This is a genomic window from Bacillus amyloliquefaciens DSM 7 = ATCC 23350 (assembly GCF_000196735.1).
Taxonomy (GTDB): Bacteria; Bacillota; Bacilli; order Bacillales; family Bacillaceae; genus Bacillus; species Bacillus amyloliquefaciens.
This window is the reverse complement of sequence record NC_014551.1, coordinates 2,537,866-2,559,653: the sequence shown is the minus strand read 5'-3', so window position 1 is coordinate 2,559,653 and position 21,788 is coordinate 2,537,866. Positions and strand designations below refer to the sequence as shown.

Sequence of the window (21,788 nt, the reverse complement as noted above, 5' to 3'; positions counted from 1 at the left end):
CGTTACTTTTACAAAAAGGCCGAAATTTCCGTGGTTCGTTCCTGAATTTATTCTCTCAATTTGTATATCTCCCGAGCCATCGATTCAAGTATGTACATCGCGGGGATTTGGGTGGTGATATTCGCATTTTCAACCCATTCTTCCGTCACGTAATATGAAATATTCACATCGGACATTTTGGCAATGGTTGAATGTTTATGATTTGTAATACTGATGACCCGGCTTCCTTCTTGTTTCAGCTGATTCAGATGAGTCACCGTAGAATCTCCTTCACCTGAAACCGATAATGCGATCGTGATGCTGTTATGGCGGAAATGGGAATGGGCCGGAAAGTAAGGATCTTTAATATACATTGAAAGTTTCCCTAAGCACGAAAAATATCTGGCTCCGTATTCGGAGAGAATTCCTGAACTTCCCACTCCGATAAAAATGACGCTTTCTGCATCGGCCGCAAGGGCAGCTGCTTCCTTCAGCTTTTCTTCCATGCCTCCGCTTACTGTTCTTTCAAAAAACTCGGCAACGGAATGATGGGGACTCTTTAAAATCGTTTTTTTATTTGCCTCCGCATACATTTTCAGCTTCACCTTAAACTCTGAAAACCCTTCACAGTTTATTTTTTTGCAGAAACGTAAAATAGAAGCCGTAGATACATGGGTTTCATTTGCCAATTCACGGATGCGCATATAGACGACTTTCTCGCTGTTTTGGGAGATGTAGTTGTATAAAGAAGTTTCAAGCTCATTAAATGAAGCAATCATTTCGTGTGTGAACATGCAGGGGGATTCTCCTTTTTATGAGAATGGTGAATGTACATCTCATCGTAACATATCATTTTTAAAAGAAACATAGTGTTATATTTATGTGACAAATCACTTTTTGTGTCATTCAAAACAAGACGTCAGCCAATGATTTACGGTGCAAAACAACTGCGGATATAATTCGTTCATACGCTTTATGCATGATCTCTTCAAGGGTCGCTGACAAGAGCGGCCGAAAAAAGGAGGACAATATGAGTATCAAACTGATAGCGGTTGATATGGACGGAACGTTTTTGAATGATGAAATGGCATATAACGAAGAGCGTTTTATGAATCAGTATCGTGAATTAAAAGCGCGGGGAATTAAATTTGCCGTAGCAAGCGGAAACCAATATGCGCAGCTTACATCTTTCTTTCCGGAAATCAAAAGTGAAATCGCTTTCGTTGCCGAGAATGGCGCTTTCGTCGTGAATGCCGGAGAAGAAGTATTCGCAGGTAGCATGTCTGAAGACACTATAAAAGCAGTAATCCGTGCTTTAGAGCAGTATGAGGTGAAAAACGTCATTGTCTGCGGAAAAAAAGCGCGTATATTCATGAAAATGCCAGTGAAGATGAATATCTGCATGCCAGTAAGTATTATTATGTGTTAAAAAGGGTGCCGCATTTTGAAAACATCGATGATGACATTTTTAAATTTTCCATCAGCTTTCCCGCCGAACATTGTTCCGCACTTCTGAGCCATTTAAAAAACGCAATCGGGTCTTTCGTCACGCCTGTATCAAGCGGGCACGGTGACATAGATCTGATCATACCGGGGCTTCATAAAGCAAGCGGGATTAAGCTTCTCCAGAAACAATGGGGGATAAATGATGAAGAATGCGCGGCCTTCGGAGACAGCGGCAATGATTTGGAGATGGTGTCGGCCGTGAAATACGGAGTCGCCATGGATAATGCGCAGGAAAGCATTAAACAGGCCGCGGCGCATATCACGCAATCAAACAATGAGGAAGGGGTCTTAAATGCGATTGATTCAATCCTCAAATGTGAAAAACCCTTTGTCTGAAAAAAGACATTTTAACTGCGGAGGTGCTGAACGATGATTAAATTAGTGATTACGGATTTAGACGGCACATTTTTAAATAATCAAGGCGATTTTGACAGAACGTTATTTGAAAAGACAAAAAGAGTAATGGAGGAACAGCATGTCGCTTTCGCCATCTGCACCGGGAAGCAGTGTGAAAGGGTGGAAGCCTTATTCGGAGAAGACGCGAAAGATTTTTGGATTTTAGGAGACAGTGCCGCACGTATAAAAAAGAACGGCAAGTTCGTATATGAATCTTTGATCAGCAATAAAGCCGGACTGTCAATTATAGGCGCTTTAGAAAAAATCAGCTGCGGGCACACCATTATCGCGTGCACAAAAAAAGGCGCGATCGTAAAAGAAAATCTGTCTGAAAGTGAAATGAAATATGTAAATGCCTCTTATGCACATGTAACGAAAATAACTGATTTTACTGAGATAAAAGACGATTTTATCAAGATTACGGTTCATGACCCCGACGCCAACTGTCCGGAAACGAGAGAAAAGCTGCATGAATTTTTTCACCAATTATATATCGTAGCATCAGAAGATACCTGGATGGATATATCAAATATCGGAATACATAAAGGATCAACAGTACAAGAACTGCAGCGATTATTAGGGGTTTCGGCTGATGAAACAATGGCATTCGGAGACGGCCGCAATGACAAAGAATTGATGGAAGCGGCATCCTACAGCTTTGCGGTTAAGAACGCCATTGACGAAATAAAAGATGCGGCGCACTTTGTCATCAAATCAAATGAGGAAAGCAGCGTCATGCACACGATTATGAGAATATTAGCGCTGCAAAAACAATGAGAAAGCAGATGGGCTAAAATCAATGCGGCAGGACTTACTAGGGAAAGAAAAAGCGGGCTATTCTCAGACTTTAATTCACTCCTCATTTTCCGGAAATATGTTAAAAATGAATAAATATCTATATTTGACTCGATTGTATTGGTATAATATGTATAAAATGAATGAAACGGCGTAATATCAAGATGAAAAAAATCACTTCATATCATTTGATATCAGACAAAAAGTAGGAACTTCCTCGTTTTGAAATTGGGAGGTGTTTGTATTAGCCCGCTGTTGAGTCCCGCGTATATCATTCTCATTTTTCTTCCGGCAGCTTCTTTTCTGTTAGGGATTTTAGGATATTTCATCTTCAAAAAAGTATGGATGACGGTTGTTATTGTATTCATTTTGTCCTTGATATTTATGTTTATTGTAATAGGTGCCGAGCCGACATTTTTCATTTGGGTGGCTATGATGACGGGGAGCTGTTTTATCTCCGGTTCAATCACTAAGACGATATGGACTTTTGCAAAGCGAAAATATTAGACTGAAGAATCCTGTTTGAGCAGCGATCCTTTTTTGCCGATTGAAGAAAAGGAAGTATAGAGTGATCTGTTATGTTCTTATATTTTGTCTGTTATTGTCATGTCTGTCTATCGTTTTGTTCTTTTTTAACTAAACGGAGCACTATAATTGAACTGCAGATACATAGAAAAACAAAAAGGATAAGGAGGATTTTTATGTTTCAAACCTTAGACCATTTTTTGAAATCTTGGGAATTCGAAGCCGATGCGACACAAAAACTGCTGAATCATCTGACTGATGAATCACTTAAACAAGAAATCACTTCACAACATTGGACTTTAGGCCGTATTGCATGGCATACTGTTGCGGCCATTCACATCATTACCTCAAACACAGATTTAACGTTTCATGCTCCTGCTGAAGATTTTCCTGTTCCTGCATCGGCGCGGTTTATTGCTGAGAGTTATCACCAAGCCAGTAATGCATTTGTACAGGCGTTAAAAACGCAATGGACTGATGATACACTTCAAGAATGTGTCAACTTTATTGGTCAGCAATTGCCAAATGGTTCACTTTTGATGTTTTTAATTCAACATCAAAACCATCATCGAGGACAAATGACTGTCCTTATGAGACAAGCGGGTTTACCTGTTCCGGGTATTTATGGTCCGGCAAAAGAGGAATGGACAACATTTGGTTTAGAAGCTCCGAGATAGGATGTTGTTGTAAGGGCTCGAATGAATAGATGATACCAATCGATGTTGGTATCTTTTTTGTTTTAGTCTTCGTGACATGCAGACGAATCAACAGTTCAAAAGATGTAAAGTGAGTTCAATAAATGCAGAAAGGTGATTATGATGATAACTAAAATGACTCGTTTCAATATGAAAGACTTCAATAAACCAAACGAACCTTTCGTTGTTTCAGGGAGAATCATCCCTTCATTTGAAAACAATGTTTGGACATATACAGAGGAGAAATTTGCTGAACCTTATGTCAAAAAATATGACGATGCTGACATTGATGTCAGTTATATTGAAGAAGAGGATAAAGTTGTCTTTTTTTATTACGCAGAGAACGACTGTGTCGGCCGGAGTAAGCTTCGTTCTAATTGGAATGGATACGCACTGATTGAAGACATTGCCGTTGCAAAAGATTATAGAAAAAATGGTGTCGGGACGGCTTTATTACATAAAGCGATTGAGTGGGCAAAGGAGAATCATTTATGCGGTCTTATGCTTGAAACACAAGATATTAATGTTTCAGCTTGTCATTTTTATGCCAAAAATAACTTTGTCATAGGAGCGGTCGATACAATGCTTTATTCCAATCTTTCAACAGCAAATGAAATTGCGGTTTTTTGGTACTGTAAATTTTAAATATAACAGTATTTGATGTTTCGTCATTTGCGGGTGTGTGCCGCAAAGTATTCAAAACATCGGCTTGAGGATTTATAATAAGGTATATCAATCAATGCAGGGGGAGTTATGTATGAAGTGCAAAAAAATGAACAGGGTACAATTAAAAGAGGGAAGCGTATCAATGGCCCTATAAACTGCGTCTGCCCTCATTAATGGAGGGAAATTTGTGAATACGCCTTATTCACAGACAGCTTTACGGCACAACCAAGTGTTCATTTGGCTTTGTGTTCTGTCATTTTTCAGCGTATTAAATGAAATGGTTTTGAACGTCTCGTTACCTGATATCGCCAACGATTTTCATAAACTTCCAGCGAGTGCAAACTGGGTGAACACGGCCTTTATGTTAACCTTTTCCATCGGAACTGCTCTGTATGGGAAGTTATCAGATCAGCTGGGCATCAAAAAGCTGCTCCTATTTGGAATTATGGTAAATGGCTTCGGGTCGATCATTGGATTTGTCGGACACTCTTTCTTTCCTGTACTCATTCTGGCCCGATTTATTCAAGGGGCTGGTGCAGCCGCATTCCCGGCTCTTGTGATGGTTGCAGTAGTACGCTATATTCCGAAAGAAAACAGGGGTAAAGCATTTGGTCTGATCGGGTCGCTGGTGGCAATGGGGGAAGGTGTCGGGCCAGCTATTGGCGGAATGATCGCTCATTATATTCACTGGTCATATTTGCTGCTTATTCCGACAGCAACAGTTATCACCGTTCCATTCCTGATGAAACTGCTGGAAAAGGAAGAAAGAGTCAGCGGGCGCTTTGATATGACGGGGATTATATTAATGTCTGCAGGCATCGTATTTTTTCTGCTGTTTACAACTTCATATAGACTATCTTTTCTGATCATCAGTATTCTAGCTTTCCTGATATTTGTGAGACATATTAGGAAAACTCAAGATCCCTTTGTTGACCCTGCACTGGGGAAAAATGTTTTGTTTATGATGGGCGTCCTTTGCGGAGGCCTGATCTTCGGCACTGCTGCAGGATTTGTGTCTATGGTTCCTTATATGATGAAAGATGTTCACCATTTAAGTACTGCGGCAATTGGAAGCGGGATTATGTTCCCCGGGACGATGAGCGTCATCATCTTCGGTTACATTGGAGGATTGCTTGTTGATCGGAAAGGTTCTTTGTATGTGCTGACCATTGGGATTGTATTGATGTCTTCCAGCTTTTTAATCGCTGCCTTTTTCATAGGTGCGGCACCTTGGCTCATGACCGTTATAATCGTTTTTGTTTTTGGGGGGCTCTCCTTCACAAAAACGGTTATATCTACAATTGTGTCTGGCAGTTTGAAACAAAAGGAAGCCGGCGCCGGAATGAGTCTTCTTAATTTTACGAGCTTTTTATCAGAGGGAACGGGTATTTCGATTGCAGGCGGTTTATTATCGATCCGCTTGCTGAATCAAAGGCTGCTGCCTGTTAACGCTGATCATTCCGCTTATTTGTACAGTAATATGCTCATTCTTTTTGCAGGAATCGTTATTATGAGCTGGCTGGTAACCGTGAATGTCTATAAACGTTCGCGAAGAAATGACTAAAAAGGGAAAAGGATCAAACTTGATAAAAGTTTTGATCCTTTTTTTGAGGAGCTTCCTTATTCCGAAACCTTTTGCCGATCAATGAAAGGGGCGTTAAAGTGAATTACATTTATAAGAAAAAGGAAAAGAAAAATGGAAATTGTATCATTTCAATCAGAGATAAATGGGAGAACGCACTTATTGAGTTTGAACAAAAAAATAATCAAATTGAGATCGTAATCAATCACCGTAACGAGAAAACAACCAAGTTTTCACTGCCAATCGAGACTTTTGAAAAAGTGTATAGGGATATTAAAATAGGCCGGAGAGAAAGTTAATCATTCTGTTTGAAAATGACCATGAAGTTCGTAAGCGGTATGGTTTTAACCGCATCTGGATTCCCCTGGCAAAGTAAAGGTTTTTGGGGATTTATGTCAAAATAATAGTAAGTACCTTATGCAACAGGGAGTTTGGTTGCTTCATAAGGAGGGGGAAGTATGAAAAATAAGATTCACATATTGGGAGCCTCTGGTGTCGGAACGTCAACATTGGGTGTTGCATTATCAAAGCATTTGCCGCATACGCATCTTGATACTGATGATTACTATTGGACAGATAAATTCACTAAAAAAAGAGAAATCCCTGAAAGAAGAAAGTTGCTTGAAAAAGACTTGACAATAAATGAGAAATGGATTCTTTCTGGCGCAGTGTGCCGCTGGGGCGATGATCTAAAAAGTTATTTTGACCTTGTCATCTTCTTATGGATTCCGCAGGATATACGGCTTGAGAGATTAAGGCATAGGGAATTTCAGCGTTATGGAAACGAAGTGTTAGCCGGCGGCAGTAAATATGAACAATCAAAAACATTTTTAGAGTGGGCTTCTTTATATGATCATGCCGGAATGGAAGTTAGAAGCAAAGCTTTACACGAACATTGGATGGCAGATTTATCTTGTCCATTGTTAAAAATTGAAGGAGATTACTCAGTCAATGAAAGAGTTGATCGTGTCTTGGATTATCTGAATTCTAATTAAACTAACGGATGGAGATAACTGCAAATTGAAAGACAGTTCCGGCCATTTTAACGGAGCTGTTTTTTTATACCGCCTTCAGTTTGTCTGTTGTGAAGTGATTTATTCTCGGAAAGAAGCAGCGGAATTAATAGAGAACTCACTTCGGGAAACCGTGAAGGCAGGAATCAAAACGGGAGACTTGGCGGTCAATCATCAACGTCAGACTTTGGGGAAGAATTGCAGAAATGATCGGACGTTAAGGCGGAAAATAAGAGGTGAGAAGCAGATCATCAAAACGCAATACACCTCAATTTATATTTTCAGTAAGATCGGCTCTGCTCATTAAAAAACTCAATTCGAAGATTAGTGGCATCAATATTGCCGCAGATCGGGTTAGTGACATAAAGAGGAAGGGATAAGACCCCTTCCTTAAAACCTTTAATTCCTCTAATTTCATTGTCAGATATATTCCTTTTTTGAAATGGGTATCCAAATTTCACTTTTAAAAGATGGCGATGTTACATCTTTATGCTCGTTCCACAGGATTTCTGGGCCTTCAATTTGTTCATAATCCGGACGATGGAAACCATTCGGAATAAATCCGTCCCCATACTTCCTGCAGTGCATCCGGAAATGATCCGGCTGCTTCGAATACAGCCCACGTTGAGGCAGGGACTTCAAGCTGTGATAGGTGATTTGGGCAATGTTTCGTTGTGGCTGCGCCAATATAGTGATCAAGCTCTCCGTTTTCCTCTGTCCGGCCTTCAGAAAAGTTCGTGGATGCACTGATGAGTCCTGCAAGCGCTGCATTAGAAAGCTCTTTTAGTTGATTGATTGATTGCTGCTTCATCTAAACTTTCCCACATCGCTGCAATGTCAGGATTCACGCCTTTGAACAAAATAGGGACTCTTTTTTTTAATGCCGACGATGCGAAATTTTATTATGCAATAGTTCACTCTATTTCTGCTTTCAATTTTTCGAACCACTCTAAATTAACCAAGTGATGTGAACGGGAATTTTCATTCATACGGCGAAAGTAATTGATTGTGCCGGGAATTTCTTGAGTGATGGCCAGGTATTCATCAAGGAGCTCGATTCGAGTTTTAGCCTGATCGATTTGTGATTGGATCAGATCCAGTAATTTATTTTTGTCGAATTCATCGGCAAAGAGTAACGCCCCATAAAATTGCAGGTTCACATATTCCGATTTGGTGCCGTATTTGATCATTAATTTTTCGAATTCTGCCCTTCCTGAATCTGTGACTTTAAAGTTACGGATCTCACGCCCGCTGGTTGAGGGTTTCTGCTGAATCTGTTCAATCAAACACTTTTCTTCAAGTTACTGCAGATTGTAATAAAATGAACCTTTCGTGAAGTTAACAATGTATTTGTAATGACGTTTTTCCATTAAGGCCAGAAGTTCATAGCCGTGAGCTCCGGGGTTTTGGATGAGCAAGCCAAGGATAAGTAAGGGAATTATGGTTTCATCACCTTCGCCATCCGCGCCTCAAATTCCGCGTACGTGATTTCACCCGAAGCCAAATCCATACTATGAAGGTAAATCTGTTCTGTTTTAGAATAGTCACCCTTCACTTTCAATGATTGCTCCTCTCCCGAAATGGGTTTCAGGATATGGTGCTTTTTCGAAAAAGCCTCGAAATAGCGGTAACCGAATTTACGTTGTGAAGCTGCGTCTAAATGAATGCCATCAGGATTCGCAGTCAAACCTGCTGCAGTAACAAAATAACAATTCTGTTGTTCATTAGCAAAACGCAGCAATTGTTCATTAACCTGTCGAAATTCAGTCGCGTGCTGTCCAAAACCGGTCTTCCCAAGAAAGTCACCAAGCCCTCCAATAATCAACGGTACCTCATCAAGTTTCAACTCGTTTCTTAGCGTCTCGATGATAAGAGTTAATTTCTCGTAATAAGTTTCATGCAGCGAACGATAACTGTCACTCTCACCTTGGTGCCAAAGGATTCCGCAAATTTGACTGGAACGGAGGGCGAAGCGGGCTTCGGACAAAGCATGCTGAAAAAGGATGCCTTCCGGATGCCAGTCATTCAATGAACTGCCGCCTTCCGCACACGGGATCAAGCCAATTTCTTCATCGGAATGAGCTTTTGACCATGCATCTGCAAAAGATGCCGCCAGGCCAACGCCGGAAACCGGACGGTCGTAATTAATCGGCTCTGTCATCATCTGCCACTGTCCATTGCGCAGCATTTTAATTTTTTCATTATAGATAGGGTCTACTTCATTCAAAAATCCACGGCCCGCCATATTCGACTGCCCCAACATTAAAAAAGACTTTATCATCTAATTTTTTCACTTCTTTACATCAATATTTTAGTCTAATTAGACTATAGTCAATTCAGCTTGTCTTGTAAAGTTTTAATAAGGTTTTATTATGATGTATGAAAAGCGTTCCTGTGAAACAGCAAGGAGCGATTTGGAAGGCTAGCTTTCTTCCACCATCCCTTATTAAGCGATTTGAGGAAGTGTCAGGAAAGAGGGCTGCACAGTTTACTGCTTCTATCTTAAGCCTTGATAACAGTGAGCAGATGCTACAGAAAACAGATCCTATGAGTGCCATCTCATCTGCAATGGTGGCAGAAACTCGACCTGCCTATAGATAAAAACTTAGGGGATGTCTGGATAGTTCCTTATGGAGGAAAGGCTCAATTCCAGCTTGGATACAAAGGGTACATACAGCTTGCTTTGCGAACAGGCCAATATAAGTCCATCAATTGCATACCGATTCATGAAGGCGAATTGGAGAAGCGGAATCCGCTGACTGAGGAGATCGAGATTGAGTTTGAAAAGCGTGAATTCAGACGTAGTAATTGGTTATGCAGCTTATTTTGAGTTGATAAATGGCTTCCGAAAAACAGTGTACTGGACAAAGGCACAAGTAGAAAAGCACAAAAAGAAATTCAGTAAGTCTGATGTTGGATGGAAAAATGACTGTGATGCGATGGCTCCTAAGTTTCCGAGCCTTCAAACAAAGAAAATACAGAAAACCAAGCGTGCGAGAAGCCGATCCTTTTGATGGCAAGCCTATTCAAGCTTCAACTTTTATTCGAATGGTTCAAGACACGCCAACGATTTTAAGAGTTGCGCTGACTAAGGATCAAAAGTCTGTTCCATCAATTAGCACAGTTAACTTAAGCACAAAAGAAGTAATTGCTGAAGTTAACATTACCTATGACACACTTGAAAACAACATCGAACAAGAAGTCGCATACAGATGCGACCTCTATCAATTTATATTAATAGAAAGTAACCTTAAGGACTTGCAGCCTTATAGCCGTATATAAACAAATTTAATCGCTCATAACATGTCATCAAACTTAGCCTATTCAATATGGATTCCAATTTAGGAGTTTAAGAGCTATTGATGTGCTCATAAATATCTTTCACATCTACCGGACAGTGGGCGAGTAAAATACGTCACTATGCATATGCTGTATTTTTTCCCAGTTGGCGGGATTGGTTGTATCAAAAGAGCGGTGCTCCAGAATGGCTTGATATAGGGCGGTTTTTTGTTCCAAATGGGCAATGTGCTGTTTGGCTTCTTCGAGCTGAGCGAGCGCATCTTCTTTATGCTCCATCATGAGTGTGTACCGTTGTGGGATGGTCGAATCTCCTTCGAGGCAGAGATTCACGTACGTTTTAATGTCTTCAATCGGCATTCCGGATTGCCTGAGGCATTTGACGCCAAACAGCCAGTTGATTGATTCTTCATCGAACAAACGGATATTGTTTTTATTGCGCTGTACGCTCGGCACCAGGCCTTTATCCGTGTAAAAGCGCACCGCATGCTCAGTGAGTCCGGTTATCATCGCTGCTTCTTTGACTGTATGCATGTATAATCCTCCTTTAAAAATTTTTAAAAAAAGTGCTTGCCTTCGTGTTGCACGAAGGTAATAAGCTTATTATAACGCAAACCAGCCGCAGCGGAATTCATTCTGCAGTGCCCGATTTTCGGGATGTGTGCCGTTTGTCGTTCTACATTTGAACAATAGGAGGAATTACAATGCAAACCGTAACATTAAACAACGGAGTGAAAATGCCAATTATCGGCTTCGGTGTATACCAAGTCCCCGATGCTCAAGATTGTGAAAACGCAGTATATGAAGCACTGATGGCCGGTTATCGCCTGATTGACACTGCTTCCGGTTACCTAAATGAGGAGGCAGTCGGACGTGCAATCAAGCGGAGCGGCGTACCGCGTGAGGAGCTGTTCATTACGACTAAGCTCTGGATTCAGGATGCCGGCTATGAAAGTGCCAAGGCGGCATTTTCCAAATCTTTAAATAAGCTGCAGCTGGATTATCTTGATTTATACCTTATTCACCAGCCATACGGCGATTACTACGGCGCTTGGCGCGCGATGGAGGATCTGTACCGCGAAGGAAAAATCAGGGCAATCGGAGTCAGCAACTTCCATCCCGACCGTCTAATGGATCTGATCATGCATAATGAAATCGTGCCAGCCGTCAACCAAGTCGAAACGCATCCATTCTGCCAGCAAAAAGAAAGTGCTGCTTTTATGAAAGAGCAGGGAGTTCAACACGAGTCATGGGCACCGTTCGCTGAAGGGCGCAATAACATGTTCAGCAACGGCGTGTTGACTTCCATTGCGGAAAAACACAATAAATCTGTCGCCCAGGTTGTGCTGCGTTGGCTTGTTCAGCGTGAAGTCGTTACGATTCCAAAATCGGTGCGCAAAGAACGGATTGTCGAAAACTTTGACATTTTTGATTTTGAGTTGAGCTTAGAGGATATCGAAAAGATTTCCACCCTTGATAAAGGAGAAAGTCTTTTCGGGTCGCACCGAGATCCGGAAATTGTAAAATCGATAGGCGCCATGAAATTCGATCTGTAAGCTTTGTCTAATAAAACAGTTAGGTTTAATAAACTTAAAAGGTTAATTCCATGGATTACACAGAGGATATTGATACTACAACTTAGGGAATTAGAACCTTATCAGGTATGAAAAATATTAGAAAATGCCAAGTTTGTTCATAAGGAAGGGTTAATGCTAAAAAGACTGCGTGCAGCTTACATTATTAACGAAAGAACAATTTGATGAGATGGTTAAACCAGAAAATCTGAAACCTAATATTTGAATCTTTTAAGATAAAAACTAGTTACTAATCAGTAACTAGTTTTTCTTTTTTCCACCGTTGAAAATCACCTCAGTAGGACAAACTTCAGGATGATAGCCATTAGCTGTAAGGTTATCAACCGAGGAACAAGGGCTCAAGCATCGGCAGCCAGATCGAGGTCTGCATATAGAAAGCAGGGACTGAAGTATGCCTGTGAAAGATTTTCTGAGGAGTTTTTAGAGCGTCCGGCGTTGAATCGTTTGAGAGAAGACGCAAGTTAAGGACTTATAAGTCAAGTCATTTGATACCAAAATGCAGTAACGAATGAGAAAAATGATTTTCATAACTGTCACATCTCTTTTTCTATATTCTGACTTTATTGATTCTGAGTCACCAGTGGATATTCTACCGGCTGAAGTGGTTTCCGTTTCTCCTGTTGAAATAAGGCTTAATGAAAATGACAAATTAATAATACCTGCTGATTTGATTGTTGTTCCAAAGCGGCTGCGGCCCGGTGAAGAAGAAGCGTTGAATACTGGTGAAAGTGTGATGGTTGTCTCCTTAAAAGGCGGACAATCATTTTTTATTCTCGATAAAATTTAATGATAGTAATCCTGAAAAAATAAATAATTGTAAAGACCTAATCTATGCTTTAGAATAACTATAATATTTTGAAAATTTTATCCGAGGTGGGTTATGAAAACTATTGGTCTTATTGGTGGAATGAGTTGGGAATCTTCAGCTGAGTATTATCGAATTATCAATGAAGAAATAAAAAAGAAGTTAGGAGGGCTTCACTCGGCAAAATGTCTTTTATACAGTGTTGATTTTAAGGAAATTGAACATTATCAATCTGTAGGTGCTTGGGATAAAGCAGGTGAAGCCTTAGGGGAAGTTGCAAGATCATTAGAAAAAGCGGGTGCAGATTTTATTGTAATATGTACAAATACTATGCATAAAGTTCTTGGATATATCCAAGAAATGATCACTATACCTATTTTGCATATTGCCGATGCAACTGCAGAACAAATTATTAGACAAGACATTCGCTCAATAGGACTGCTTGGTACTAAATATACGATGGAGCAAGATTTTTATAAATCACGTATTGCGTCTCATGATATTAATGTCATTGTTCCTGATGATGATGAAAGGGAATTAATAAATAATATTATTTATCAAGAACTGTGTCTGGGTGAAATTAAACAGTCTTCCAAAAACATTTATAAGAAGATCATAAATAATTTGGTAGATAGAGGAGCAGAAGGAATCATTCTTGGATGCACTGAAATTGGACTATTAGTAAAGGCAGACGATTCAAAAGTGCCATTATTTGATACGACTTTAATCCATGCTCAAAAAGCAGTAAATAAATCGCTTTCGATTTCTTCTTAGAAAGATTATTTCTTATATTTTAAAACCGCTCTTTAGGAGCGGTTTTTATTATGGTTCATTCAATCAATAAATGGAGGAACGTTATACGAGTGATCTTATCATGACCCTTTCCTCAGAAATTGAATTTGATGATATTGAAGATGACAGCGAAGTTATAGAGACCTCGCAAACCTACAAAATTGATTTTGAAAATGGCCGTATCACAAATGAATTCATCACAGGCCTTGACGCGATTAAATAGTTTGTATATTTGTCCCTTCACACTGAGCGCTACGCATATTCTGTTCATAGTCATGATTGAAAAAGATAAATTAGAAAAAGCCGGAATGTCAGATCCGGCTTTTCGCTCACTTTCCCTTCTTCTTCCGCTTCTCCTTTTCCGCCCGGTAAAACTCATGAAACATCTTCATCAATGCGCGTTTTTCAATCCGCGACACATAACTCCTTGAAATGCCGAGCTTATCGAGATGGTATTTATAGACTGAAAGAGCAACTTAAAACTTTATTAAAATAAGAGAAGACCCTCTATAGGGGCCTTAACATTAATAAATTTGACATTTTTTATTTGCGTGCCCATTCATTCCACAAAGGTTCTAAGCTATGTTTTAGGTAGAGTGAGAAAAAATAAGAATAATAACACAAATATAAGAAGAAAGTTCATTACAACACTTTTCTTCTGTTGAAAGACTTGTGTTTATAAATTGGTAATGCATTCTTGCCTGTTGTATAGAATACAAAAAGAGTAAGAATCAACATCCCTACGCTTCTAAAAAAATGAAAAAATAAAAAGTAGTAGTATTCCATATACTGAATGTGTATTTAAATAAGTCTATAAGCCAAATTTTTAAAGGAGGTGCCTCCTTCAAAATATACTTTTATATGATCAGCAACTATTTGTAATTCCTGTGGTACTGAAAAAAACAGCAGACTTAGAAGAATGCCACATAAAATTATTTGCTGGATAAAATTGATGAAGAATTTACTTTTGTCATATAAGTTTGATGTAAGCTTTATGGCAATTGAAAAACGAATACACTTAATAAACCGGATTATAAAGACAGCCAACAAAATTGCAACAAACCAATAATAGTAACTAGTATAAAATGCACCAAAGATAATGATAGCTATATAAAAAAGAACAATCATAAAATAATTATCTGAGCCGGGCTCCCTTTTTGTATTGGTGACTTTATCTATTTGATTTTGACTAGGCATGAAGATGTTTATTATATTGATTTTCTTTTTTCCAATATGCACAGAGTTGTTATTGCCTCGTGAATTATTTTAGTAGGAGTTTCTTTGGTAGCAGCAAACCCTATAATTATTGTTATGATGGTTAATAATGAGGCAATAATACTTAGACCGGTATTTGTAAGATCAATCAATAGTTAAACTCCTTCTGTTTTAAAAAAGAATTATCAAACATTAATCAATATTCCTCTGCTATTTTTAGAACCTTGAATGCCAAGGACACTTAGAGTTTGTTCGAAAATTTCAGATCAGTAGTCAAAAAACTTAATATTGTTCTTCAAGCTTGTCCATTAAATCTGTAAATGAATCACAAACATAGCTAATGGAACTTTCCTTATCTTCATTAGCGATCTCATGATCCCAAAAAACAATTACGGGTATTTGAGAAGACACTCTATAATCAAAACAAAAGAGGTTTCCCCCTGCATCTGTAGCAAAAGGTATGATCTTATCAACTAACCGATCTTTAACATTATCAAGTGTACTGAGGAGATCAATTGGTCGAGTTGGATCTCCTATACTTAATAAATTGTTTATTGATTCTCGAGAATTTTGGAATGAAACAACCTTTTTATCTATAGGAGAGCATCCATTATGGTCTTTAATGAACTCTCTGTAATCTGTTGGGAACTTGATTTTTAATTTCTCTTCTACATACTCAATTTGACTATTTGTAGCCTCTTGAAAAGTACTTCTTTTTCTCCATTTAATATTTTGCATTTGTTAACCTCCTACTAGTCATAAAACGTTTAAAGTTAGCCCTAGTATTAAATAAAAAGAGCCTTTCTCCTTAATAAGAAGGGGAAAGGCTTTATCCGTTTATTCCTCATATAGTTTATTAACCAACTCGGTAAAAGAATCACATACAGGACTTAAAGCTCTTTCAGGATCTTCAAATGCCATTTCATGATCCCAAAATACAATAGAAGGACTACTGAGGCCTTTTCTAAAATCGAAGCAGATTTCATTGCCAAACACGTCATCGGCAATCGGTATTACTTTATCTGGCATTCTGCCGTCTCGATAACGATTAGAAACGTTAACTATATATGACTCACTTTCTTTAAGGTTGCCTCCTAACAATGCCAGCTCTTCCAGATAAGGGTATCCTTTGCCGTTCTCTAAACGAGAAAAAATGTTGAGGAGTTTAGGTGTATCGCCATTTCTTTTTCTTGTCGCGTCTGTTGATCAAATCAACAAAAAGCCGCCAATCTGCCATGCTTGGTGTTCTTATTTGCTTATTATAATGATCAATTACTTCAGATTCGATTAATAAACTGTACCGATCGTCTATTTCAAAAAGGCGCTTTTTCTTCTTGATTAAAGATGCTCTTTTTATTGATAGGAGAAAGAGATCGTTTAGCTATACCCCAATATGGATTTTCCAAGGCTGTAGAAGGGGCCCTTTCTACAAAACTCTGTGATTCGAGATACTCCTTTTCATTGAAAAGAATAGTCCCATCTTTGATTTCCGCTGGAACTAATTTAGACACATTTTTTATAAGCCATTCGCCAACCATCATACAGATATCAAACTCAAGGGATGCGATTTGTTGAGATTTGCTTAGCTCACTGAAAAATGGATAATCAATTAATCTGGTTGTTTTAGATTTAGACCAGGCTTCTATATCATCTACGAATGATTGGATAGCAGTATCGCTATCTTTTTCTTTAAACATTTTTTTAAATGATGAAGAACTTTTACTTTCTTCGTATTCTTTCATCATTATGTAATTTTCAACTAAATGACGATAAACGCCTCGTGAAAGTGTTTTATCCTTTTTGTACTTCTCAAGGCCTTTCAAAGCTTTCATTTTCCACTGTTTTTTTCGACGAGAAAACTTATCTCTGCGAGTATAGCCCAGAACATCTTTTGCAATGTTATTTTCATAGTGTACTTCATAGACTTTTTTTACAAATAAAAAATCGTCTTCGTTTAGTTGTTCCCTCAGTGTAGACTGAATGATATCAAATCCTGGCATTTCAGAAATGCCTTTATAAAGAAGAGGAGTTAATTCGATCATTGGATTCACTCCTTTCACACACTTTTCACCATTATACCTTTTTTCTTTTTATAAAAAAAGAAAAGAGGGGTATTAGCTGAAATAAGCTACTTGTCTGTATTAAGAGTGAATACTTCAGTAATAAGAGAGTGTGGGAGATGTGCCCCGGTAACCGTTTCAGGACCGATCTCTAATCAGTGGCCGTAACTCAGGAGCTTTTGGTATTGGGTGTCCGGAATCATGCAGCAGTTGTCCGCGGCGGGGGGCCAAGCCACGGAAATGCCGGCGGCCTTCCGAAGCGGTGCCTTCGTCAGTTCATCTTCAGCTGCGTGTGCCGGCATATTCAGAGTCTTAGTTTATCCGCGTTCCAACCCAACCATAATTACATTTTTCTTTTTAATATCTGCATCAAACCATGCAAATTGAAGTTCCTGCTGTATAATGGAAAATAGAAAGAATTTTTGGAGGGATATAGGTGTATTTTAAATAATCACGAAGAAACTGCTATTAAGCTTATGAACCAATTGGGGTTTAATCGAATAGAAGACAACCGAGAGTGCGGTTCGTTTTGTTACTTAGCTACAGCAACTTATAAATATGAAGATTTAAAACATGTGGTAGATGATGTAGGAATTGACTTAGATACATTAGCGCAACAAATACAAATCTACTCACCATCTGAAATGGCCATGATTCGATTTGGAATTCAATTATTTAATTCTCAAATTGATAACATTACAATTCCTGAATTAATGATGAGCTAGATGACGAAAACTGCCAAGCGGTTTTGAGTGCTATTAAGTTTCGTTTTAATATTAAACAATAAGCTTTTTTATAGCGATCTGTATAATATAGGTGGGAGAATGAATGGATTATTTTCTTAAAGTAAAATATTTTACTGGGAAATCTAAGACTTATTCTTACGAAACAGTTCTAGAGGAATTCAGTGAAGAAAAGAGGAAAGCATTTTTATCAGAATTATATCAATTGTATAATCAAAACAAAGTCTCGTTAGAATGCAAATGTAATCATTTAGAACAGGTTAGAATGCAAATTAACCACAGAAAAGGATACAGTGGTAAAGAACTTTATTATTTCTCTACCTTCCCAGGCGACAAAGAAAAGCATACACCATATTGTAACTTTTATGGGGATAGTTATTCATCATTGTACAATCAAAATTGGATTACAAAAGAAGGTGAATTAAGCGTAAAATTTAAAAACACTGATTTCGTCTTGAATAAACAAAAAAGGAATCGGAAAAGTGGAAATAATCGAAGAAAGTCAGAAAAGAAAATGATTCAAGATAAAATTGGAATGTTTGGTTTTTTGACACACTGGATCACCGAGACATGGAATGGTGTAAACAAATACAGGTTTGAACAGGATATACCGTTTCCTACAAAAATAGATTTTTATAAGGCGTTGGTTTCTAAATCAAAGAAAATAAAAATTGGTAGAGGGTTATCTCTACATAATGTGTTGTATCGAATGGGGAGTTTAAATAGAAGTTATTACATAGAAAGAGATCATAAAAATTGTATGTTTGTTATCCTTTCATATATCGACCACGAAGAAATAGAAGATGGCTTCGATGGTTATTTAGTTCATTTGGATTCAATCGAAGATAAAGAAATTAAAAAGTTTGTTTGTTCAAAGGAAAGATGGGATATCGTTGTTGAAAATCAAAATTTGAATCAACACTGTTGGGTTGGAGGATGGGTAAAAAATACAGGAGGAAACACCCCTCCAGAATTTATAGACATAGCTATTGTGCCGTCCAATTCACATGGATTATGGTCTGAAAGTTCTTATGAAATCAAGTTTTACGACTTGTTATGCCAAGAGAAGCGTTTTTTCCAAAAACCATACTCAACAAAAAATTACCCCGAATGGAATGGAATGAAACCAGACGCTATATTGTTGGATACTTCACCAAAAACAATTATAGAAGTTTTCGGCCGGAGTCTTTCAGATGAAGATTATCATGCGAGAAGAGATGAAAAAATAAAACACTTTTCTAAATTAGAGAATTATAATTTTTGGTACTGGGATGCTTTTAGGAATAAGAAAATCCCGAATTTGCCTGAGAAGCATTCAACTACACTAACAGAAGGAGCCTTGCGTCGATCTACATAAAAGGAAAGGGGGCGGGGCTTTTGATAAGACCTGCTGAAGTACTGAGCAATCGATGTTTCTTATCAAACGGAATGCGACCGGCTCAGAAGCTGTTGAATATATAAAAAACAAAAGTTCCTGCAATTACGAAACAATGGATGATCAGCTGAACATGGATTGTTCAGTAAAAGTAAACAATTACGGGAAAAATACAGAGCTCATCTTTATTTATCCTAATAACAACGATGATGGACCAGGATTTAAACCGAAAAAACTGTCAGTACCACCTCATTCTCAAAAAATATATAGCATCAACTATACTGCGGCCGCCGATGTAGACTATTCATTTATGAGTGAAACAGACAGTCCAAACATTAAGATCGATGTCGTGAGGGAGAGGTTGCATTTAGTCGTCGTCGATACAAAGATGAAGAGTTATTAAGAATACTCAGAGATTTATATGAAAAGCTTGGGAGAACACCCTTAGCATCAGAGGTACCGCAACGTGTTACTATTCGAATACGATTTGGAAGTTGGGAAAATGCTCTAAGAAAAGCCGGCATTCCAATCAATAAGCCTAAAAAAACAAAATATGAGAATGACGAGTTACTTGAGATATTGCAGGAAAAAATGCTAAAAAATATGGACGCCCTCCAAGATACAAAGAGGTTCAACAACCAGCATTAATGCAATTTCGATTTGGCAGCTGGAACCAAGCTTTACAAGCGGCAGGATTGGAAGTCTATGAAGGTCCCAAAAAAGACAAAACTAAGAGTAACAAAGAATTATACAAATAAACCTCACTGACAATAGGGCAGTCAGCGAGGTTTTATTATTAATCTCATGTTTCACGGAAACGTTCGAATTCTATAGACGAAAAATTCTTACCAGGACACTGGTGGTCTTTTTTCAAAATGCATTTAATGGACCGCACGTTCCATAAACATTACAAAAAACATGCTTTGACATCGTCTAAAGCATGTTAATTATTTAAACTAATATAAAGCTGCTAAGTTGACTTTTTTAGCTCATTTATTTATTGAATTCATTAACTTGGAGAAGTATTCAGATTTATGAGTTTTATTTAGGTTATACCATGAATGTAATGTCTCTGGTGCAAATACATCTAATTTTTTCAGTACTTCCATCGCAAATTCCAGAGGAGCTACTCCTGATGCAGTAATCAAATTCTCATCAGATACCGCAGGTCCCATCTCATGAAATTTTTCTCCTTTATAATTAGGACAGACCATTTTAATATACTCTAAGTTATTGCTTGTATGCTTTCTAGAATCTAGGTATTCAATATTTGCGAGGCCCTCAGTTGCACCACAAATTGCAGCAACAATAGTGCCAAGCTTTAAAGCTTCGCCAACTTTTTTCAAGATAGGTTGATGAATTTCTTCTCTCCAGGTAGTCCCTCCAGGTAAAATTAAAAGATATTTACTCTCAAGAGTACATTCATCAAGAGAAATATCTGGTTTTATGTTCAGTCCTCCCATCGTTGTAATCATTTCTTTACTAGCTCCTACTGTAACTACTTTAAATGGTGCTAAATCTTTTTTGAAATATCTTCCCGAGTTTAGTTCAGCAATTAAATATCCATATTCCCAATCTGACATTGTATTGAATACATAAAGATAAACTGTTTTTGTTTGCATCCAATAACACTCCAATCACAATTAATATAGAGTATTATAATATAACTTCCCTGACAGATAACGTCAGGGAAGTTATCATGCTTGATGAAATTTTATTAATTCAGACAGAACTTCAATAAATCTTTTCTTAAGACTTATTGGCTTAATAACTTGAATAGATTTACCATACGGTAAAAGTAAATAAGGTACATATGTATGTATCATATTTTTTTCGAGAAGAAATACTGCTTGATTTGAAGTCCGTTCTTGTAAATAATGTCCTAAAAACCAATGTTTACAAATATCACCCAACGCCCTTGCATCCCCATTAATAACCAAAGGGATAATCCCTTCCTTATCTTCTATAGTTGGAAGGAGGTTTTTCATAAAAAAGTCACGTGCTGAAAAATTTTCTGGCTGGTTAAACTTATTTTCGGTTAGCATTAGACTTTCAATTCGATCTACTCTAAAACTACGAATATCATTCCTAAGATGACAAAATCCAATCACATACCACTTATTATTCCAATAAAGAATTCTGTACGGATCAACCAATCTATCCTTTGATTGCTCTCCACCACTTTTATTGTATAGAATTTTTACAGAGTATCTATCAGTTACGGCCTGCTCCAACTCCTTTAATAAAGGTTCCATTGAGAGGGAACTTAATCGTCTTATTACTTCAAGACTGGTTAAATGTTGGTTTATCTTTGTTTCCTGCTCTTGATTTGAATATTTGCTGAGCTTTGAAATAGCCCTATTTAGTGCTTCACCTCCATAATATCCGGCTTCTTCTGCAAAAACAGCAGCGTGAAATAGTGAGATTTGCTCCTCTAAATCAAAAATAAGAGGAGCTTCAATAAAATTGTTCAATAGAGTGTATCCACCGTTATGTCCTGTGTCTGAAATTATAGGTACACCACTTGTTGAAAGTGTATCAATATAACGATACACAGTCCTTATACTTATCTCTAACTTTTCTGAAATTTGTTTTGCGGTAATTTTTTCACTTGAACTAAGCATCCATAGAATTGCCAGCATATTATCAATTTTAGGCATACAAATTCACCTCTATATGGAATTTTTGTTTTTATAAAAGATACCCATTCATGTAGGTTCCTAGATGTAAGAAACCCATATCGAAGTTT

General features: G+C 37.9%; 24 protein-coding genes and 9 pseudogenes. 21 read left to right on the top strand and 12 right to left on the bottom strand.

The genetic code is table 11. The features are described from left to right. Nucleotides 1–47 precede the first annotated feature (47 nt). Nucleotides 48–773 carry a MurR/RpiR family transcriptional regulator gene (locus tag BAMF_RS33195; protein ID WP_013352991.1) on the bottom strand — a complete coding sequence of 242 codons (726 nt, stop codon included), beginning with the start codon at nt 771–773 and terminating at the stop codon, nt 48–50. A gap of 236 nt (nt 774–1,009) precedes the next feature. Here BAMF_RS33195 and BAMF_RS42140 point away from each other — a divergent pair. The 9 genes and pseudogenes from BAMF_RS42140 (at nt 1,010) to BAMF_RS33155 (ending at nt 7,139) form a co-directional block, all read left to right on the top strand. Beyond that, a pseudogene (locus BAMF_RS42140) lies at nt 1,010–1,821 on the top strand (Cof-type HAD-IIB family hydrolase). Between the two features lie 33 nt (nt 1,822–1,854). Beyond that, nucleotides 1,855–2,658: an HAD-IIB family hydrolase gene (locus tag BAMF_RS33185; protein WP_013352988.1), complete on the top strand. Its 804-nt coding sequence runs from the start codon at nt 1,855–1,857 to the stop codon at nt 2,656–2,658. Between the two features lie 240 nt (nt 2,659–2,898). After that, complete coding sequence (locus BAMF_RS33180) at nt 2,899–3,183, top strand: DUF2651 family protein (protein WP_013352987.1); 285 nt, start codon at nt 2,899–2,901, stop codon at nt 3,181–3,183. 194 nt (nt 3,184–3,377) lie between these two features. Continuing rightward, entirely contained in the window at nt 3,378–3,878 is a 501-nt protein-coding gene (locus BAMF_RS33175) for a DinB family protein (protein WP_013352986.1), read from the top strand. 141 nt (nt 3,879–4,019) lie between these two features. Continuing rightward, complete coding sequence (satA, locus tag BAMF_RS33170) at nt 4,020–4,541, top strand: streptothricin N-acetyltransferase SatA (protein ID WP_013352985.1); 522 nt, start codon at nt 4,020–4,022, stop codon at nt 4,539–4,541. 112 nt (nt 4,542–4,653) lie between these two features. Continuing rightward, entirely contained in the window at nt 4,654–4,716 is a 63-nt protein-coding gene (locus tag BAMF_RS42270; protein WP_134816631.1) for a tetracycline resistance efflux system leader peptide, read from the top strand. Between the two features lie 33 nt (nt 4,717–4,749). Beyond that, nucleotides 4,750–6,126, top strand: a complete 1,377-nt coding sequence (gene tet / locus BAMF_RS33165) for a Tet(L)/Tet(K)/Tet(45) family tetracycline efflux MFS transporter (RefSeq protein WP_013352984.1) — start codon at nt 4,750–4,752, stop codon at nt 6,124–6,126. 98 nt (nt 6,127–6,224) lie between these two features. Further along, a complete protein-coding gene (locus BAMF_RS42135) occupies nt 6,225–6,443 on the top strand; it encodes a hypothetical protein (protein WP_041481659.1) in 219 nt (72 codons plus the stop codon). Between the two features lie 159 nt (nt 6,444–6,602). Then, nucleotides 6,603–7,139, top strand: coding sequence for an ATP-binding protein (locus tag BAMF_RS33155; protein WP_013352982.1), 537 nt, complete (start codon nt 6,603–6,605; stop codon nt 7,137–7,139). Between the two features lie 438 nt (nt 7,140–7,577). Here the strand turns inward: BAMF_RS33155 and BAMF_RS33145 are convergent. The 3 genes and pseudogenes from BAMF_RS33145 to BAMF_RS33135 form a co-directional block, all read right to left on the bottom strand. Beyond that, nucleotides 7,578–8,054, bottom strand: a pseudogene (locus BAMF_RS33145) (GyrI-like domain-containing protein); the annotation flags it as partial. A gap of 17 nt (nt 8,055–8,071) precedes the next feature. After that, nucleotides 8,072–8,599, bottom strand: a pseudogene (locus BAMF_RS33140) (PadR family transcriptional regulator). Further along, a complete protein-coding gene (locus BAMF_RS33135; RefSeq protein WP_013352977.1) occupies nt 8,596–9,438 on the bottom strand; it encodes a sialate O-acetylesterase in 843 nt (280 codons plus the stop codon). Before BAMF_RS33135 ends, BAMF_RS33140 begins: the two are co-directional and overlap by 4 nt. Nucleotides 9,439–9,536: 98 nt before the next feature. Here BAMF_RS33135 and BAMF_RS41555 point away from each other — a divergent pair. Both BAMF_RS41555 and BAMF_RS41425 read left to right on the top strand, forming a co-directional pair. Then, a pseudogene (locus BAMF_RS41555) lies at nt 9,537–10,184 on the top strand (recombinase RecT); the annotation flags it as partial. Further along, nucleotides 10,179–10,358: pseudogene (locus tag BAMF_RS41425) on the top strand (phage major capsid protein); the annotation flags it as partial. The pseudogenes BAMF_RS41555 and BAMF_RS41425, both read left to right, overlap by 6 nt. Before the next feature lie 186 nt (nt 10,359–10,544). On the opposite strand, the gene BAMF_RS33125 reads toward BAMF_RS41425, so the two are convergent. Next, nucleotides 10,545–10,988 carry a MerR family transcriptional regulator gene (locus BAMF_RS33125; protein WP_013352974.1) on the bottom strand — a complete coding sequence of 148 codons (444 nt, stop codon included), beginning with the start codon at nt 10,986–10,988 and terminating at the stop codon, nt 10,545–10,547. Nucleotides 10,989–11,158: 170 nt separating this feature from the next. Here BAMF_RS33125 and BAMF_RS33120 point away from each other — a divergent pair, with 170 nt between their 5' ends. From BAMF_RS33120 to BAMF_RS33105, 6 genes and pseudogenes are all read left to right on the top strand, one after another. Beyond that, nucleotides 11,159–12,010, top strand: coding sequence for an aldo/keto reductase (locus tag BAMF_RS33120; RefSeq protein WP_013352973.1), 852 nt, complete (start codon nt 11,159–11,161; stop codon nt 12,008–12,010). 3 nt (nt 12,011–12,013) lie between these two features. Continuing rightward, nucleotides 12,014–12,121, top strand: a complete 108-nt coding sequence (locus tag BAMF_RS40890) for a winged helix-turn-helix transcriptional regulator (protein WP_080565289.1) — start codon at nt 12,014–12,016, stop codon at nt 12,119–12,121. A 272-nt stretch (nt 12,122–12,393) separates the two neighbouring features. Beyond that, nucleotides 12,394–12,511: pseudogene (locus BAMF_RS40885) on the top strand (hypothetical protein); the annotation flags it as partial. 55 nt (nt 12,512–12,566) lie between these two features. Beyond that, nucleotides 12,567–12,836 (top strand): DUF2577 family protein, encoded by a 270-nt coding sequence (locus BAMF_RS33115; protein WP_088030689.1) that lies wholly within the window; start codon nt 12,567–12,569, stop codon nt 12,834–12,836. 93 nt (nt 12,837–12,929) lie between these two features. After that, complete coding sequence (locus tag BAMF_RS33110; RefSeq protein ID WP_013352971.1) at nt 12,930–13,628, top strand: aspartate/glutamate racemase family protein; 699 nt, start codon at nt 12,930–12,932, stop codon at nt 13,626–13,628. Between the two features lie 100 nt (nt 13,629–13,728). Further along, nucleotides 13,729–13,866 (top strand): annotated as a pseudogene (locus BAMF_RS33105) (DUF2634 domain-containing protein); the annotation flags it as partial. A gap of 109 nt (nt 13,867–13,975) precedes the next feature. On the opposite strand, the pseudogene BAMF_RS41330 reads toward BAMF_RS33105, so the two are convergent. From BAMF_RS41330 to BAMF_RS33085, 5 genes and pseudogenes are all read right to left on the bottom strand, one after another. Next, nucleotides 13,976–14,089: pseudogene (locus BAMF_RS41330) on the bottom strand (sigma factor-like helix-turn-helix DNA-binding protein); the annotation flags it as partial. 1,054 nt (nt 14,090–15,143) lie between these two features. Next, complete coding sequence (locus tag BAMF_RS33095; RefSeq protein ID WP_041481658.1) at nt 15,144–15,599, bottom strand: SMI1/KNR4 family protein; 456 nt, start codon at nt 15,597–15,599, stop codon at nt 15,144–15,146. A 99-nt stretch (nt 15,600–15,698) separates the two neighbouring features. After that, nucleotides 15,699–15,962 (bottom strand): SMI1/KNR4 family protein, encoded by a 264-nt coding sequence (locus BAMF_RS33090; protein WP_376935702.1) that lies wholly within the window; start codon nt 15,960–15,962, stop codon nt 15,699–15,701. Next, a pseudogene (locus BAMF_RS42265) lies at nt 15,945–16,046 on the bottom strand (hypothetical protein); the annotation flags it as partial. The pseudogene BAMF_RS42265 and the gene BAMF_RS33090, both read right to left, overlap by 18 nt. A 128-nt stretch (nt 16,047–16,174) precedes the next feature. Then, entirely contained in the window at nt 16,175–16,903 is a 729-nt protein-coding gene (locus tag BAMF_RS33085; RefSeq protein ID WP_013352970.1) for a hypothetical protein, read from the bottom strand. A 440-nt stretch (nt 16,904–17,343) separates the two neighbouring features. Here BAMF_RS33085 and BAMF_RS33075 point away from each other — a divergent pair, with 440 nt between their 5' ends. The 4 genes from BAMF_RS33075 to BAMF_RS42255 all read left to right on the top strand — a co-directional run bounded on the left by BAMF_RS33075 (nt 17,344) and on the right by BAMF_RS42255 (nt 19,797). Further along, the gene (locus BAMF_RS33075) at nt 17,344–17,646 is read left to right on the top strand and encodes a hypothetical protein (protein ID WP_041481656.1); all 303 of its coding nucleotides are present in this window, start codon (nt 17,344–17,346) and stop codon (nt 17,644–17,646) included. A gap of 103 nt (nt 17,647–17,749) precedes the next feature. Next, nucleotides 17,750–19,021, top strand: coding sequence for a DUF1173 family protein (locus BAMF_RS33070; protein ID WP_013352968.1), 1,272 nt, complete (start codon nt 17,750–17,752; stop codon nt 19,019–19,021). A 423-nt stretch (nt 19,022–19,444) separates the two neighbouring features. After that, nucleotides 19,445–19,687: a homing endonuclease associated repeat-containing protein gene (locus tag BAMF_RS42260; RefSeq protein WP_220176627.1), complete on the top strand. Its 243-nt coding sequence runs from the start codon at nt 19,445–19,447 to the stop codon at nt 19,685–19,687. Continuing rightward, nucleotides 19,618–19,797 (top strand): homing endonuclease associated repeat-containing protein, encoded by a 180-nt coding sequence (locus BAMF_RS42255; RefSeq protein ID WP_220176626.1) that lies wholly within the window; start codon nt 19,618–19,620, stop codon nt 19,795–19,797. The genes BAMF_RS42260 and BAMF_RS42255 overlap by 70 nt, the downstream gene beginning before the upstream one ends. 231 nt (nt 19,798–20,028) lie before the next feature. Here the strand turns inward: BAMF_RS42255 and BAMF_RS33060 are convergent, their stop codons facing one another. Both BAMF_RS33060 and BAMF_RS33055 read right to left on the bottom strand, forming a co-directional pair. Further along, nucleotides 20,029–20,661, bottom strand: a complete 633-nt coding sequence (locus BAMF_RS33060) for a type 1 glutamine amidotransferase family protein (RefSeq protein ID WP_013352966.1) — start codon at nt 20,659–20,661, stop codon at nt 20,029–20,031. A gap of 75 nt (nt 20,662–20,736) precedes the next feature. After that, complete coding sequence (locus BAMF_RS33055) at nt 20,737–21,699, bottom strand: helix-turn-helix transcriptional regulator (RefSeq protein WP_013352965.1); 963 nt, start codon at nt 21,697–21,699, stop codon at nt 20,737–20,739. Nucleotides 21,700–21,788: the final 89 nt, after the last annotated feature.